Origin of the sequence: Sagittula sp. NFXS13 (assembly GCF_040148795.1) — a bacterium.
Classification (GTDB): Bacteria; Pseudomonadota; Alphaproteobacteria; order Rhodobacterales; family Rhodobacteraceae; genus Sagittula; species Sagittula marina.
The window spans coordinates 517,602-531,607 of the sequence record NZ_JAGEMH010000001.1; the positions used below are offsets into that span (position 1 = coordinate 517,602).

General features: G+C 62.5%; 15 protein-coding genes. 8 read left to right on the plus strand and 7 right to left on the minus strand.

Annotated features, from left to right (window positions below; all coding sequences use genetic code 11):
• Positions 1 to 64: 64 nt before the first annotated feature.
• The 4 genes from fabZ to lpxB are packed head-to-tail and all read left to right on the plus strand — an operon-like array spanning position 65 to position 3,217.
• On the plus strand, positions 65 to 526 hold the full coding sequence (fabZ, locus tag J4E08_RS02450; RefSeq protein ID WP_183964259.1) for a 3-hydroxyacyl-ACP dehydratase FabZ: 462 nt from the start codon (positions 65 to 67) through the stop codon (positions 524 to 526).
• On the plus strand, positions 523 to 1,308 hold the full coding sequence (gene lpxA, locus J4E08_RS02455; protein ID WP_349537153.1) for an acyl-ACP--UDP-N-acetylglucosamine O-acyltransferase: 786 nt from the start codon (positions 523 to 525) through the stop codon (positions 1,306 to 1,308). The genes fabZ and lpxA overlap by 4 nt, the downstream gene beginning before the upstream one ends.
• Positions 1,308 to 2,087 carry an LpxI family protein gene (locus J4E08_RS02460; RefSeq protein WP_349537154.1) on the plus strand — a complete coding sequence of 260 codons (780 nt, stop codon included), beginning with the start codon at positions 1,308 to 1,310 and terminating at the stop codon, positions 2,085 to 2,087. The genes lpxA and J4E08_RS02460 overlap by 1 nt, the downstream gene beginning before the upstream one ends.
• Positions 2,087 to 3,217, plus strand: a complete 1,131-nt coding sequence (gene lpxB / locus J4E08_RS02465) for a lipid-A-disaccharide synthase (protein WP_349537155.1) — start codon at positions 2,087 to 2,089, stop codon at positions 3,215 to 3,217. Before J4E08_RS02460 ends, lpxB begins: the two co-directional genes overlap by 1 nt.
• 34 nt (positions 3,218 to 3,251) lie before the next feature.
• Here lpxB and J4E08_RS02470 read toward each other — a convergent pair whose 3' ends face one another.
• Positions 3,252 to 3,722: a hypothetical protein gene (locus tag J4E08_RS02470; RefSeq protein WP_349537156.1), complete on the minus strand. Its 471-nt coding sequence runs from the start codon at positions 3,720 to 3,722 to the stop codon at positions 3,252 to 3,254.
• Positions 3,723 to 4,086: 364 nt separating this feature from the next.
• A complete protein-coding gene (gene tkt / locus J4E08_RS02475; RefSeq protein WP_349537157.1) occupies positions 4,087 to 6,102 on the minus strand; it encodes a transketolase in 2,016 nt (671 codons plus the stop codon).
• A 238-nt stretch (positions 6,103 to 6,340) separates the two neighbouring features.
• On the opposite strand from tkt, the gene J4E08_RS02480 reads away from it, so the two are divergent.
• Together J4E08_RS02480 and J4E08_RS02485 are read left to right on the plus strand one after the other, a co-directional pair.
• Positions 6,341 to 7,180, plus strand: a complete 840-nt coding sequence (locus tag J4E08_RS02480) for a hypothetical protein (protein WP_349537158.1) — start codon at positions 6,341 to 6,343, stop codon at positions 7,178 to 7,180.
• Positions 7,177 to 7,578 (plus strand): cell division protein ZapA, encoded by a 402-nt coding sequence (locus J4E08_RS02485; RefSeq protein ID WP_349537159.1) that lies wholly within the window; start codon positions 7,177 to 7,179, stop codon positions 7,576 to 7,578. Before J4E08_RS02480 ends, J4E08_RS02485 begins: the two co-directional genes overlap by 4 nt.
• A 73-nt stretch (positions 7,579 to 7,651) precedes the next feature.
• Here J4E08_RS02485 and J4E08_RS02490 read toward each other — a convergent pair whose 3' ends face one another.
• The 5 genes from J4E08_RS02490 to J4E08_RS02510 form a co-directional block, all read right to left on the minus strand.
• Complete coding sequence (locus J4E08_RS02490; RefSeq protein WP_349537160.1) at positions 7,652 to 8,230, minus strand: hypothetical protein; 579 nt, start codon at positions 8,228 to 8,230, stop codon at positions 7,652 to 7,654.
• Positions 8,231 to 8,512: 282 nt separating this feature from the next.
• On the minus strand, positions 8,513 to 8,875 hold the full coding sequence (gene grxD, locus J4E08_RS02495) for a Grx4 family monothiol glutaredoxin (RefSeq protein ID WP_183964274.1): 363 nt from the start codon (positions 8,873 to 8,875) through the stop codon (positions 8,513 to 8,515).
• A 135-nt stretch (positions 8,876 to 9,010) separates the two neighbouring features.
• Positions 9,011 to 9,247 (minus strand): BolA/IbaG family iron-sulfur metabolism protein, encoded by a 237-nt coding sequence (locus J4E08_RS02500; protein WP_183964275.1) that lies wholly within the window; start codon positions 9,245 to 9,247, stop codon positions 9,011 to 9,013.
• 132 nt (positions 9,248 to 9,379) lie between these two features.
• A complete protein-coding gene (xth, locus tag J4E08_RS02505) occupies positions 9,380 to 10,189 on the minus strand; it encodes an exodeoxyribonuclease III (protein ID WP_349537161.1) in 810 nt (269 codons plus the stop codon).
• Between the two features lie 85 nt (positions 10,190 to 10,274).
• Entirely contained in the window at positions 10,275 to 10,598 is a 324-nt protein-coding gene (locus J4E08_RS02510; RefSeq protein ID WP_183964277.1) for a HesB/IscA family protein, read from the minus strand.
• A gap of 146 nt (positions 10,599 to 10,744) precedes the next feature.
• Here J4E08_RS02510 and J4E08_RS02515 point away from each other — a divergent pair, with 146 nt between their 5' ends.
• Complete coding sequence (locus tag J4E08_RS02515) at positions 10,745 to 11,926, plus strand: deoxyguanosinetriphosphate triphosphohydrolase (RefSeq protein ID WP_349537162.1); 1,182 nt, start codon at positions 10,745 to 10,747, stop codon at positions 11,924 to 11,926.
• A 123-nt stretch (positions 11,927 to 12,049) separates the two neighbouring features.
• Positions 12,050 to 13,960 (plus strand): cation:proton antiporter, encoded by a 1,911-nt coding sequence (locus tag J4E08_RS02520; RefSeq protein WP_349537163.1) that lies wholly within the window; start codon positions 12,050 to 12,052, stop codon positions 13,958 to 13,960.
• Positions 13,961 to 14,006: the final 46 nt, after the last annotated feature.

Sequence of the window (14,006 nt, forward strand, 5' to 3'; positions counted from 1 at the left end):
GCTTGCTCCTGCGCTGTGGGCTTGGTACTGCGGTATACAAGTGACACGAGAGAAAGCCTACCTGATGAGCGATGATCTTCTTTCTGCTGATATCCAGCTGATCCAGCGGATTATTCCGCACCGCTACCCGTTCCTTCTGGTGGACCGCGTCGAAGAGATCGACGGCACCAACAGCGCGGTCGGCATCAAGAACGTCACCATGAACGAGCCGCATTTTCAGGGCCACTTTCCCGGGATGCCTGTGATGCCCGGCGTGACCATCGTTGAGGCGATGGCCCAGACCACGGCCGTGATGGTGGGCGCTGCGCTCGATCTGGCGGACAAGGAGTTGAAGGTTTTCTTCATGTCCATCGACAAGTGCAAATTCCGCCGCAAAGTTGTTCCGGGCGATCAGCTGCGCATGAAGGTGGAAACCCTGCGTGGCAAGCCCGGCGGCAAGGTCTGGAAATTCGCGGGCACGGCCACCGTGGACGGCGAAGTTGCGGCAGAGGCCGAATTCACCGCCATGATGGAGCTTCCGGTTTGAGTGATCTGATCCATCCTTCTGCGGTGATCGAACCCGGCGCCAAGTTGGGCGAGGGGGTGCGCATCGGTCCCTTTTGCCACGTCGGTCCGGACGTGACACTGCACGCCAACGTGGAGCTGAAAAGCCATGTTGTCGTGACCGGCACGACCGAGGTTGGCGAAGAGACGGTGATCTTTCCCTTCGCCGTGATCGGCGAGATCCCACAGGATCTGAAGTTCCGGGGCGAGAAGACCTCTCTCAGGATCGGTAAACGCAACCGCATACGTGAACATGTTACCATGAATACCGGCACCGAAGGCGGTGGCGGTGTGACCGAAGTGGGCAACGACGGGTTGTTCATGGCGGCCTGCCACGTGGCCCATGACGTTAAGGTCGGCAACAACGTGATCCTGGTGAACAACGTGGCGCTCGCCGGGCATTGCGTGATCGAGGATGACGTGATCGTCGGCGGTCTGTCGGGCGTGCACCAATGGGTGCGCATCGGCAAGGGCGCGATCATCGGGGCTGTCACCATGGTGACCAACGACGTGATCCCCTACGGTCTGGTGCAGGGGCCGCGCGGCAAGCTGGACGGGCTGAACCTTGTTGGGCTGAAACGCCGTGGCGTTGCGCGTGAGGACATCACCGCGCTGCGGGCTGCGTTCCAGATGCTGGCACAGGGCGAGGGCGCTTTTCAGGAGCGTGCGCGCCGCCTGGGGAACGAGACCCAAAGCGATTACGTGCGCGAGATCGTGGATTTCGTTCTGGGCGACAGCGACCGTTCTTTCCTGACGCCGGGCTGATGCTGGCGCTGATTGCCGGGCGGGGGGATCTGCCTGCCGCCGTGGTGGCCGCGCATGACGGTCCGGTGGTGGTCTGTGCGCTCGAAGGTCACAGGCCGGACGGGGTGTCCGTGGATCGCGTGTTTCCCTTGGAGGGGTTGGGCGATCTGCTGCACTGGCTGCATGGGCGCGGCGTAACAACCATTTGCTTTTGCGGCGCAATCTCTCGGCCATCGTTGTCGCTGCGGCGGATCGGCTGGCGTACCTGGCCCTTGGTGCCGCGCGTGGTACGCGCCTTGAGGCGTGGCGATGATGGCGCCTTGCGCATCGCCATGAGGATTTTCGAGGACGCCGGATTTCGGATGCTGGCCGCGCATGAGGCTGCGCCCTCGTTGCTTCCTGTGGCGGGTGTCTGGGGCGTTCTGCCCGATGGATTCGAGGCCACCGCGCGCCTTGGCGATCAGGTGAGCGCTGCGCAGGCGGCCGCCGACTTGGGGCAAGCCTGCGTACTGCATGGCGCTACGGTCTTGGCGCGCGAGGGCGAGGACGGGACCGACGCCATGCTCGACCGCGTGACGGATGCCTCCGGTGGCGTGTTGTACAAAGCGCCCAAGCCCGGACAAGATCGTCGCGCGGATCTGCCCGCGATTGGTCCGGGGACGGTGCACGGGGCGGCCAAGGCGGGTCTGAGCGGGATCATTGTCGAAGCAGACGGGGTCATGGTCCTGGGACAGCCGCAGGTGGGCGATGCACTGGCGGCCGCCGGGCTGTTCCTCTGGATACGGAAAAGGGGCGCGTGATGCGGGTTTTTGTAACGGCGGGAGAGGCCTCTGGCGACAAACTCGGTGCGGCCTTCATGAAGGGGGTCCGCCAGCTGTGCCCGGAGGTGGAATTTCGCGGCATCGGCGGACCGCTGATGGAGGCGGAGGGCCTTCAGTCGATCTTTCCGATGGATGAAATTTCGATCATGGGGATCACGGAGATCCTGAAGGAATACTGGGCGCTGAAGCGCCGTATCCGCGAGACGGCGGATGACGTTATCGCCTGGTCCCCGGATGTGCTGGTGACCATCGACCTGCCGGAATTTTCCCTTCGTGTGAACAAGCTGGTGAAGGCGGAATCCGATATTCGCGTCGTGCACTACGTGGCACCAACGGTCTGGGCGTGGCGTCCGGGGCGCGCGCAAAAGATGGTTGGCGTCGTGGACCAGGTGCTGGCGCTGCTGCCGTTTGAGCCGCCCTACATGGAGGCCGTGGGCATCGACTGCGACTTTGTCGGTCATCCGGTCGTGATGGAACCTGTGGCCAGCGCACAAGACGCGGCGGCATGGCGGGCAGAGCATATCCCGACGGGCGATTTGTGCCTGCTGTTGCCGGGGTCTCGGCGTTCGGAAGTGTCGCGGCTGATGCCGGTGTTCCAAGATGTCGTAGAGCGGTTGAAGGCTGCGCGGCCTGATCTGCATTTCGTGCTGCCTGCAGGTCGACAGGTGGAGCCGATGGTGCGCGAGGCTGTGCCGGAATGGCGCGTGCCTGTCACCGTGATCGCCCCGGAGGATTCGCAGGCCAAGCAGGCGGCGTTCCGGTCGGCGGATGTGGCGCTGGCGGCGAGCGGGACGGTCTCGCTGGAGCTTGCGGCGGTGGGCACGCCGATGGTGATCGCCTACGACATGTCGTGGCTGTCGCGCCAGATCATCGGACGTCTGTTGATCGTGGACACGGTGACTTTGGTCAATCTGGTCAGCGAAACCCGTGATATACCGGAGTTCATTGGCAAAAACTGCGACCCTGCTGCCATCAGCGCAGGCATGTTGGAGGTTTTGAATGCGCCGGAACGCCAGCAGGCCGCCATGGACCTGACGATGCAGCGGTTGGGGCGGGACGGCGAAGAGCCGGGGCTGCGCGCGGCGCGGGCGGTTCTGGATCGCCTCTGAGCAAATGGCTGCAGGCTTGCGAAGTGCCGCGAGCTTAGATGAGGCGCGTGAGCAAGACCGCGATAAGCACCCAGATGAGACCGCCTAGGATCGCAAAAGGGAAAACCCACCAGGTTTTGAGAACCAGATCGTCGTTGTTCGTGTCCGTGGCGCGTGCGGCACCTGTTGGACAAGGTGGCGGGGTATAGTTTGTGTCAGAGAGGGTGCCTGATGTCATGTCAGGCTCGGTCGATAAGAGGGGTGCTGATGGCGGCGGAATTTCTTCAAGCCAGCGCTCGCCCTTCTGGTCGCGTCGATATTCTTTCCGTTTCTGGCAAGAAGAGACGACGTTCCCGGGGTTTGTGGCGATGGAGCGAAAGCCCACTTCAGCATAATTGATCAGATTGCGTCGGGCCGGTTCCATCTTGAGTCGGGAGACCGAGGCGAGGCGGCGCGTATGATGTCGGCGCGGATACTCTGGTGTGTTGGCGGCCATAACGTCGATGATCCGATCCTGCTTGGGCATTCATTCTCTCCGCGTTCACCTTAGTTCACCTTACAAAGATTAATTTAAGACTAACAAGCGGGGATTGACCAAGAATTTCAAGAGGTTGCTTCACCTTGGGTTGTTTTCTAATCTTGCAAAGCAATCTTAAGTGTTAATATTCCCTCAAGGTACCACACTGATTTGTGAACTCTTGTCGTGTTTCCGGTGAGAGTCCATGCCGCCAATTTGGTCGGTTGACGAAGGCGGAGGGCTGGGTGGCGTGGCAGCGATCCGCACCAGGGCGTGCGATTGGCAGCCAGTCGATCCGGGGGTCCTTGAAATGCAACAGGCCCCCGCCGGGGCGGAGGCCTGTTGATATTATCTTTGCGCGGTCACGCGTGGGTCAGAGAAGACCCTTGGCGGCGGCGGTCACAGCCTCGGCGGTGATGCCGAACTTTTGGTAAAGCTCATCCGCAGGCGCGGAGGCCCCAAAGCCGGGCATACCGACAAAGGCGCCCTTGTCACGCTTGCCACGCTCGGAGAACAGCCACTTGTCCCAGCCGAACTGCACGGCGGCTTCGACGGCGACGCGCACCGGACCCGCTGGCAGAACCTTGCGGCGGTAAGCTTCGTCCTGTTGCTCGAACAGCTCGATGCAGGGCATGGAGACAACGCGGGTGCCGATGCCTTCGGCCTGCAGGGCGTCGCGCGCGGCCAGAGCGATTTCCACCTCGGAGCCGGTCGCCATCAGGATCACCTGACGCTTGCCCTCTGCCTCGGCCAGCACGTAGGCGCCTTTCTCGGTGAGGTTGGCGGTCTTGTGCTCGGTGCGGACGGTGGGCAGGTTCTGGCGGGTCAGCGACAGAACCGAAGGCGTCGCCGTCTGGTTCAGCGCAACTTCCCAGGCCTCGGCGGTTTCCACGGCGTCCGCAGGGCGGAAGACAAGGGTGTTCGGCGTGGCGCGCGAGATCGCGAGGTGTTCGACCGGCTGGTGTGTCGGGCCGTCTTCGCCCAGACCGATGGAATCATGGGTCATCACGAAGATGGTCGGGGTCTTCATAAGTGCGGCCAGGCGCATGGCAGGGCGCGCGTAGTCGGTGAAGGCCATGAAGGTGCCGCCGTAGGGGCGCAGACCGCCGTGCAGACCGATGCCGTTCATGGCGGCGGCCATGCCGTGCTCGCGGATGCCCCAGTAGACGTAGCGGCCCTTGCGGTTATCGGTGTCAAAGACGCCCATGTCGCCGGTCAGCGTATTGTTGGAGCCGGTCAGGTCCGCAGAGCCACCGATGGTTTCCGGCATGATCGGGTTGATGACTTCGAGGGCGGTTTCCGACGCCTTGCGGGTCGCAACCTTTGGCTGGGTTTCGGACAGCTGCTTTTTCAGCGCTTTGATCGTGGCCGACAGCTTCTTGGGCGTCTCGCCGGTCATGCAGCGTTCGAATTCCTTTTGGCGGGATTCGCTGGCCTCGGCCAGACGGCCTTCCCATTCGGTGCGGTCCGCCGCGCCACGGGTGCCGACTTCTTCCCACCAGGATTTTACATCTGCGGGCACCTCGAACGGGCCTGTGGTCCAGCCCCAGGCGTCCTTGGCGGCGACGTTCTGCTCTTCATTGGTGAGCGCGCCGTGACCTTTGGATGTGTCCTGAGCCGCGTGGCCCAACGCGATGTGCGTCTTGCAGGCGATCATGGACGGCTTGTTGGACTTCTTGGCGGCCTCGATGGCGGCGTCGATGGCGTCGGGATCGTGACCGTCGATTTCCTGAACGTGCCATTGAGCCGCTTTGAAGCGCATCACCTGATCGGTCTTGTCGGACAGGGACACCTTGCCGTCGATGGTGATGTCGTTGTTGTCCCAGAAGACGATCAGCTTGGACAGCTCGTGGCGGCCCGCGATGGCAATGGCTTCCTGGCTGACGCCCTCCATCAGGCACCCGTCACCGGCGATGACATAGGTGTGGTGGTCGACAAGCTTCTTGCCGAACCGGCCGCGCAGCATTTCCTCTGCCATGGCAAAGCCGACGGAGTTGGAGATGCCCTGACCCAGCGGGCCTGTGGTGGTTTCCACGGCCTTGAGCAGGAAGTTTTCCGGGTGGCCGGCGGTCTTTGCACCGGACTGGCGGAAGTTCTTGATCTGGTCGAGTGTGACTTCTTCGTCGCCGCAGAGGTACAGCAGCGAGTAGATCAGCATGGAGCCGTGGCCCGCGGACAGGATGAACCGGTCGCGGTCGTGCCAGCCGGGGGTCTTTGCGTCGAACTTGAGGTGCTTTGAAAACAGGACGGTCGCAACGTCGGCCATGCCGATGGGCATGCCGGTGTGGCCTGAGTTGGCGTTTGCGACGGCGTCGAGCGCCAGGGCCCGGATCGCGGTCGAGCGCATCCAGTGTTCCGGATTGCGGGTGCGAAGCTCTTGGATATCCACCGTGATGTTCCTTGGTTTGCAATGTTTGCAGTTTCCTTAACAGCGAATGGCCGAAAGGCAAGGTTTGCGCTCACATGTGGCGCAAAACCGGATGAAAGCCGCCGTCTAAGGTGTTGTGATCAAAAGGGGGCGCATTTGCTAAGGTCCCTTGATAAAGTTATTGCAAAATGACCCAGGGCTGATTCGCACCGGAATCAGGATGGCAAGGGTCAAGGCATTACGAGGGGCGAGAGGGCACATGACCCAGATCGACGACATGCAGGCGCGGATCATGCGCGCGCTCGACCGCATCGGGCAGGGGCTGGAAAGCTATCAACCCGGCGCGGACACGGCAGAGATCGAGGCGCTGCAACAGAAGCTGACCGCGGCAGAGGCCGCCTTGGTCGATGCACAGGAAAACGCCGTGGCTTCATTGGAGACTGCCGTGGAGGCGGCGCGCCAGGAGGCGGCGGAGGCGCAGGAGGCCGCATTGGCCAACGCGCGCGACGAGGCCACCGCCGCGCAGGAAGAGGCGATTGCCGCGGCCGTGGAAACGGCCCTTGAGCAGGCGGGCGAGGCCCATGAGGCGGCGCTTGCCGCCGTGCGTGCCGAGGCCCAAGCCGCCATTGCCGCCAGCGCCGCACAGGCGCCCGAGGCCGCCCCGGCAGAGATCCCCTCCGAAGAGTGGGCGCGGATCGAGGATGAATTGAGGTTGGTGCGCGAGGCATTGGAAGATGAGAAACTCGCCAATGCGCAACTGACGGAACGGATGCGCCACCTGAAGGACAAGATGGTCTCAGGTGCGCCGGCGGAAGCCCCGGTTGCCGCGGATGCAAATGTCATCGAGGCGCTGGACACCGAGGTGCAGCGTCTGCGGGCGGCCAATGCCACGCTTGCCGAAAGCAACACAGCCCTGCGCGAGGCCAACGCCATGGGCGTCGGCGACACGCAGCTGATCAACAAAGCCCTGGCCGCGGAGCTGGAGGCCATGCGTGCGAGCCGCGCGGTGGATGCAGCCGAGGCGGAGGCCCTGCTGCAGACGCTGGAGCCGCTGCTGGCCGAAGCCGGGGCCAATCGTGACAATGAGGTGAACGCATGAGCCAGATCGAAGTGGACATCCATATCGGTGAGCGCGTCTTTCAGGTCGCCTGTCAGGAAGGGGAGCAAGCCTTTTTGCAGTCGGCGGCAGCCCTTCTCGATGCCGAGGCGCAGGTCTTGGTCGAACAGATCGGCCGTATTCCCGAAGGTCGCATGTTGCTGATGGCGGGACTGATGCTGGCGGATAAGACCGCAGGTCTGGAAGAAAAGCTGCGCGAGGCCGAGGGGCAGATGCAGGCGTTGCGCGCCGAGGTCGAGGCGCTGAAATCCGCGCCAAAGCCAGAGCCGGAGCGCGTCGAAGTCCCGGTGATCCCGTCCAACGTAAGCGATGCGCTGGCCGATATCGCCGCCCGCACGGAGTCACTGGCCGAGATCGTGGACGAAAAACTGCGCGCCTGAGACGGCTTCGCCCGTACAAATGATAACGAGACCGCCAAAAAAGACGGTCTCGCGTGTTTGGTCGTCGCGCTTGTTATCGGTCTAATGAGCGTGCGTCTTCCATATCTTCTTTGTCAGCTTCGTTCGCCGGCTCCTGGAGTTCATTGATGCAGGCGTAAAGGTCTTCGCTCAACGCGGCGGCCTGAAAGCTGAGTGTCACCATCTCCCGGCGTAGCGTGCGGCATTCGGTGTTTTCTTCGCGGCACTCCAGCACTGCTTCGGATTTGATCCTGCGGCAATCGAAGCGGGCCATGCGTTTCTCGTTGCGGCACTGGCGCTTGCACACGCGTTTGTCCCGTCCGGACAATGTCCTGCAATCCTGGATACAGGCGAATTTGGCGGTGCGTGCATCCATCTTGCACGTGCGCTTGGACAGTCTGGCGTCCTGCTTGCACAGACGCATCTCTCCGCAAACAGTAGATCGTTGCGCCTCGTTTTCGACGATTGCGGCGGTGACCTTGGTCAATTCGGCGCGGACGGTGTCGCAGGGGCTTGTGGCTTCCGGATCCTTTGGGTCCGGCGTGTCCTGTGCAAATGTGGGCGAGGCGATGGCCGTCACAAATGACAATAGAATGAGGGTGCGGCCAAGGCCGCGCAATGCAAATGAAAGCATATCGATATCCTGAAATGGAATGAATGAAACGTGAGTCTATCGCTACACGGATCAGGCGAAAATTGCATTCGGGAGATCGTAAATAGCACTGCTTCTGCGTGAAAACGATGTGAGTGAAACGTGAACTGCGCGGTGAAGGCCGGCGTAACCGCTTACCAGCCTTCGCAAAAATTCGGCCGCTTACTGTGAAAATCAGGTTGTGCGCCCAGACGGCCCACGAAATTGAAAAGGGCGGGAATTCTCCCGCCCCGTGTCGTTTTTGGAAAATCAGCGCAGGCCGGCTTAGCCGTTGGCTTCGCGGATCTTGTCGGCGGCGTCCTGGTTGAAGGAGATGCCGTTATCGGTAAAGAGCGTGTCGAGTTCGCCGGACAGGGTCATCTCCGTGATGATGTCACAGCCGCCGACGAATTCACCTTTGACATAAAGCTGCGGGATGGTGGGCCAATCGGAATAGGTCTTGATTCCCTGGCGGATGTCCTCGTCCGCGAGCACGTTCACGTCGTGGAAATCCACGCCCATGTAGTTCAGCACACCGGCGACGCGCTGCGAGAAACCACACTGCGGCATCTGCTTGTTGCCCTTCATGAAAAGCACAACGTCGTTGGTCTTTACGGTGTCTTCGATACGGGTTTTCGTGTCAGTCATCTTGGTTCTCCTGAGCCTGCCGCCGTTTGCGGTCTTGGCGGATGTAGGGTTGCAGGGCGCCCCATATGATAACACCGACAAGGGCCATTGCCCCGAAAAATGGCCATGTGTCCGAGAGGAAGCCCATGAGTGGTCTCAGTCCGGCGCTTTGGTGGTGAGCGCGAGCGCGTGGAGTTCGGCAGAGTTGCCGTCCATCTTGCCCTTCAGCGCGGCGTAGACGGCACGCTGTTGCTGCACACGGTTTTTGCCACGAAAGCTTTCGTCGATCACCATGGCGGACATGTGAACTCCGTCATCGCCTTCGACCGCGATCTTGGCGTCGGGAAAGGACTGGCGGAGCAGGGCTTCGAGGTCCTGAGCGTGGATCGGCATATGGCGAGGTCCCTGTTTACTGAGGTCTTTGGTCAGAAATTAGGGGTTTCGGCGCGGGGGTTCAAGGTGCGAAGCGGGCACAGCCGCGCGCACCACGGGAGAATCGTCCCGCTTACGGGCAGCGGCGGCGTGTCAGGCGTCCAGTTCGATCCAGACCGGCACGTGGTCGGAGGGCTTGGTCATGGCGCGCACGTCTTTTTCGATCCAGCAGTCGGTCATCAGGTCGGCACATTGCGGCGTCAGCAGGAAATGGTCGATGCGGATGCCATTGTTGCGCTCCCAGCTGTTGGCTTGATAATCCCAGAAGGAATAGTGGCCGGGCGCTTGCGTGCGGGCGCGGAAGGCTTCGGTGAAGCCTTCGTTCAGGATGGCGCGAAAGGCTTGCCGCGAGGTGGGCAGGAACAGCGCGTCTTTCTCCCATGCTTTGGGATTTGCGGCGTCCTCTGACTGCGGAATGATGTTGTAATCACCGCCCATGAGAGCGGGCATTTCTTCGTCCATCAGGACCTTGGCACGGGCGTGCAGACGGTCCATCCAGTCGAGTTTGTAGCCGTATTTGCCGTCGCGGATCGGCTGACCGTCGGCGTCGAAATCGACCGGGTTGCCGTTGGGCAGGTACAAGCCGCACAGGCGCACGGCGGTGTGATCTCCAACCACGGTGGCCTCGATCCAGCGGGCCTGTTCGTCGCTGTCATCACCGGGCAGGCCGCGGGAAATGTCCTCCAACGGCAGCTTGGAGACGATGGCCACGCCGTTGAAGCCCTTCTGGCCGTGGGTTTCCACGTTGTAGCCGAGGTCTTCGATCGGTTGGCGGGGAAAGGCCTCGTCAACGGACTTGATCTCCTGGCAGAGGACCACGTCGGGCTGCGCGGATTCGAGCCACGAGGTAAAGGTTTCGAGCCGGGCCTTGATGCCGTTGATGTTGAATGTGGCGATTTTCATGGGCGGCCTCGGTTCGCTGTCAGGTCGGCGCAGGGAGACCGCGTTTGGCCACGAAGGTCAAGCCGCCGCGATGCCTTCGCTTCGGTCAGATGGAGAAAGACGTGCCGCAGCCGCAGGAGCTGGTGGCGTTCGGGTTCTCGATGGTGAAGCGCGCGCCGATCAGCTCGTCGGCGAAGTCGATCACGGCACCGGCGAGGAAGGGCAGGGAGATCGGATCGACAACGACCTTTTCGGTGCCTTCGGCGATCACCAGATCGTCGGCGCCCGGTGCGTCGAGCTTGATGTCGTATTGAAAGCCGGAGCAGCCGCCGCCTTCGACTGCGACGCGCAGGGCCATACCCTGATCGGCCGCGCCAATTTCGGAGAGGCGTTCAAAGGCGCGTGGTGTCACGGAGGGGGGCAGGTTCATGGGTGTGATCCTTTTCAACTGACCCTTTATGTAGGGAATCCCGGCGCGCGGGACAAGGGATCGTGCAGTTCCAACCGCTGCGGTTGTTTCCTTAACCCGCGACAGCTATGAGGTGCGGCGAAAGACATCAGCCGAAGGCACACCGCATGAGCGAGACATTCGCATGTGACCCCTCGCAGTCGCGTGGGCGGCTGTTTCCCGAAGACGAAAGCGCGCATCGGTCGTGTTTTCAACGGGATCGGGACCGCATTATCCATTCCAGCGCCTTTCGGCGGTTGAAGCACAAGACGCAGGTCTTTGTCGAACACGAGGGTGATTTCTACCGCACGCGGCTGACCCATTCCATCGAGGTGGCACAGGTGGCGCGGACGATCTCCAACACTCTGGGGTTGGATGTGGATCTGGCGGAGGCCGTGGCCCTGGCGCATGACCTTGGCCACACGCCTTTTGGCCACACCGGCGAGGACGCGCTGGATGCGCTGATGACGCCCTACGGTGGCTTCGATCACAATGCGCAGACGGTGCGGATCGTGACCTCGCTGGAACGCCACTATGCGGAATTCGACGGTCTGAACCTGACATGGGACACGCTCGAAGGGATCGCAAAGCATAATGGACCGGTGGTGGGCGACATTCCCTACGCGCTGTCGGAATATAACCGCAAGCACGACCTAGAGCTGCACACCCATGCGAGTGCAGAGGCGCAGGTGGCGGCGCTGTCTGACGATATTGCGTACAATAACCATGACTTACACGACGGTCTTCGCGCAGGGCTTTTCACCGAGGGGGAGATCCGCGACCTGCCGATGGTGGCGGAATCTTATGCCGAGGTGGACCGGCTCTATCCCGACACCGACCCGTATCGGCGCCGGCATGAGGCGCTGCGGCGGGTGTTCGGGATCATGGTCGTGGATTTGATCGACACGTCGCGGCAATTGTTGACGGAGAGCGGCGCACAATCGTCGCAGGAGATCCGCGACCTCGGGCGACCGGTGATCGCCTTTTCCGACAGGCGCTTTGCCGAGCTGAAAGAGATCCGGCATTTTCTGTTCACGCGGATGTATCGTGCGCCCAACGTGATGGCGGTGCGGGAGCGGGTGAACCAGGCGCTTAACGAGCTGTTCCCGATCTACATGGCGGACCCGTCGCTGTTGCCGCAGCGTTGGCAAGGCGATGTGGCGCGGGCGCAGGGGCAGGCGGCGCTTGCACGGCTGGTGGCGGATTATGTCGCGGGCATGACGGACCGGTTTGCCTTGCAACACCATGCCGAACTGACCGGGCGCGATATTCTTGACGGATTGGGGGAAACGCCGCTTTCGCGGCGGTGACCTCGCCGTAAATCTGATGTGCGCCGCGCGTAATCTTGTTTGCTGTGGCACTAAAAGCGTTTCCGCTGTCGACTGGACACCGGAACAGACCTAAGTGCAGTCAGATGACTTTTGGAGAGTGACATGGCAACAGCGGAAACGGCGGCGGGCGTTTTGGACCCGGTCCTTGCCTTTGCACTGGTTGGGGCGCTTGGCGTCGGCGGGCAGTGGATCGCGTGGCGGCTAAGGCTGCCGGCCATCGTGCTGATGCTGGCGGCGGGGCTGATCGTCGGGCCGGTTCTTGGCGTGTTGGACCCGGCGGCGCAATTCGGTGACATGCTGCAACCCATGATCGCCATCGCGGTGGCCATTATCCTTTTTGAGGGCGGTTTGACGCTGGATTTCCACTCGCTCAGCGACGCGGCCAAAGGCGTGCGGCGGCTGGTGTTCATCGGCGGACCCCTGGGCTGGCTGGCCTCGGCCTGTGCACTGCATTTCGTGGCCGGATTGAGCTGGGAATCCTCCGCGGTGTTTGGCGGTATCATGATCGTCACCGGGCCGACGGTGATTGCGCCGCTGCTGCGTCAAGCCAAGCTGTCGCGCCGCCCCGCCGCGCTGTTGCAGTGGGAAGCGATCGTCAACGATCCGGTCGGCGCGCTGGCCGCCGTCCTTGCGTTCGAGGTGGTCGTCGTCCTGCAGACCGCCACCGGCGCGGGCCATGCGGTCCAGCAGCTGGCGATCGGGATCGGTATTGCGACGGTTCTGGGCCTTGCCGCAGGTTGGGGGATGGCCACGGCGTTCAAGCGCGGCTGGGTGCCGGAGTACATGAAGGTCCCGGTCTTGTTCGTTGTTTTGCTTGGCGTTTTCGCGCTGTCAGATTCGGTCCTGCATGAAAGCGGCCTGCTGGCCGTGACGCTGATGGGGATCTGGATCGCAAACGCCGGGCTGCCGTCCTTTACCGAGCTCTACCGCTTCAAGGAGCACGCAACAGTGCTGTTGGTGTCGGGCGTCTTCATCCTGCTGGCGGCTGGCATGTCGTTCGAGCGGCTGATGATCCTGGACTGGCGCGCGCTGGTCTTTGTGGCGGCGGTGATCCTGATTGCGCGGCCCTTGCCGGTGTTGATCGCGCTCGCGCTGACCAATGTGCCGTGGAAGGAACGGTTTCTCGTGGCCTTTACCGGGCCGCGTGGCGTGGTTCTGGTGGCTGTTGCGGGATTGTTCGGGGACCGTCTTGCGGGGCTTGGCATCACGGATGCGGAGCGCATTGCGCCGCTGGCCTTTGTTCTTGTGGCGGCGACGGTGGTCCTGCACGGGTTTACGCTGTCTCCCTTCGCCCGTGCCTTGGGTCTGAGCGCGGGCGAAAAGCCCGGGGTGCTGATCCTTGGCGGGTCGCGCTGGTCGGTGGAGCTGGCCAAGGCGTTGGAGAAGATGGAACTGCCGGTGATGATCGCCGATACCAACCACGCCCGTCTGCGCAACGCGCGCGATGCAGGCGTGCCGACTTTCTTTGGCGATATCCTGTCTGAGGCGGCGGAGGAGCGGGTCGAGCTGATGGCCTATGAAAAGCTGATCTGCGCCTCGGAAAACGACCCCTACAACACGCTGGTGGCCACCGACCTTGCGCCGGAGTTCGGCCGCGAGAACGTGTTTCAGTTGAAGCGGGTCAAGCAGGCGAGCTCGCGCCACGCCTTGCCGGCGACGCTGGGCGGTCGGGCCCTGGCGCAGGAGCTGACCTTCATGGAGGCCAACGCGCAGATCGCGGGCGAGCATGAGTTCCGTGTGTCGACCCTGTCTGAGGAATGGCGGCTGGAGCAGTGGCGCAAGCAGCTGCCGGATGCCATTGCACTTGCCGAGCTGGGACCGGGCGGGCGTTTGCACTTTCTCGATCCCGGGGAAGATCCGTCTGACCGTGAAGGGATGAAGATCCTGTCCATCGGACCGGCCCGCGCCGAACGCAAGAATGGCGACGAGGCCAAGGAGGCGAAAGCCGCCAGGGTGGCCGGGCAGGGCAACGCCGCGCCGGTCAGCAGCAAGGGCGGGCCTGCGACCGGTTGAATCCGGCGGCGGGCATGGTACAGGAGGCGCAATCTTTGGAGCTGAC

Coding starts and splice junctions, on each gene's coding strand:
- fabZ (WP_183964259.1), top strand. CDS start 65: ATGAGCGATGATCTTCTTTCTGCTGATATCCAGCTGATCCAGCGGATT.
- J4E08_RS02460 (WP_349537154.1), top strand. CDS start 1,308: ATGCTGGCGCTGATTGCCGGGCGGGGGGATCTGCCTGCCGCCGTGGTG.
- lpxB (WP_349537155.1), top strand. CDS start 2,087: ATGCGGGTTTTTGTAACGGCGGGAGAGGCCTCTGGCGACAAACTCGGT.
- J4E08_RS02470 (WP_349537156.1), bottom strand. CDS start 3,722: ATGCCCAAGCAGGATCGGATCATCGACGTTATGGCCGCCAACACACCA.
- J4E08_RS02480 (WP_349537158.1), top strand. CDS start 6,341: ATGACCCAGATCGACGACATGCAGGCGCGGATCATGCGCGCGCTCGAC.
- J4E08_RS02485 (WP_349537159.1), top strand. CDS start 7,177: ATGAGCCAGATCGAAGTGGACATCCATATCGGTGAGCGCGTCTTTCAG.
- J4E08_RS02490 (WP_349537160.1), bottom strand. CDS start 8,230: ATGCTTTCATTTGCATTGCGCGGCCTTGGCCGCACCCTCATTCTATTG.
- grxD (WP_183964274.1), bottom strand. CDS start 8,875: ATGACTGACACGAAAACCCGTATCGAAGACACCGTAAAGACCAACGAC.
- J4E08_RS02500 (WP_183964275.1), bottom strand. CDS start 9,247: ATGCCGATCCACGCTCAGGACCTCGAAGCCCTGCTCCGCCAGTCCTTT.
- xth (WP_349537161.1), bottom strand. CDS start 10,189: ATGAAAATCGCCACATTCAACATCAACGGCATCAAGGCCCGGCTCGAA.
- J4E08_RS02510 (WP_183964277.1), bottom strand. CDS start 10,598: ATGAACCTGCCCCCCTCCGTGACACCACGCGCCTTTGAACGCCTCTCC.
- J4E08_RS02515 (WP_349537162.1), top strand. CDS start 10,745: ATGAGCGAGACATTCGCATGTGACCCCTCGCAGTCGCGTGGGCGGCTG.
- J4E08_RS02520 (WP_349537163.1), top strand. CDS start 12,050: ATGGCAACAGCGGAAACGGCGGCGGGCGTTTTGGACCCGGTCCTTGCC.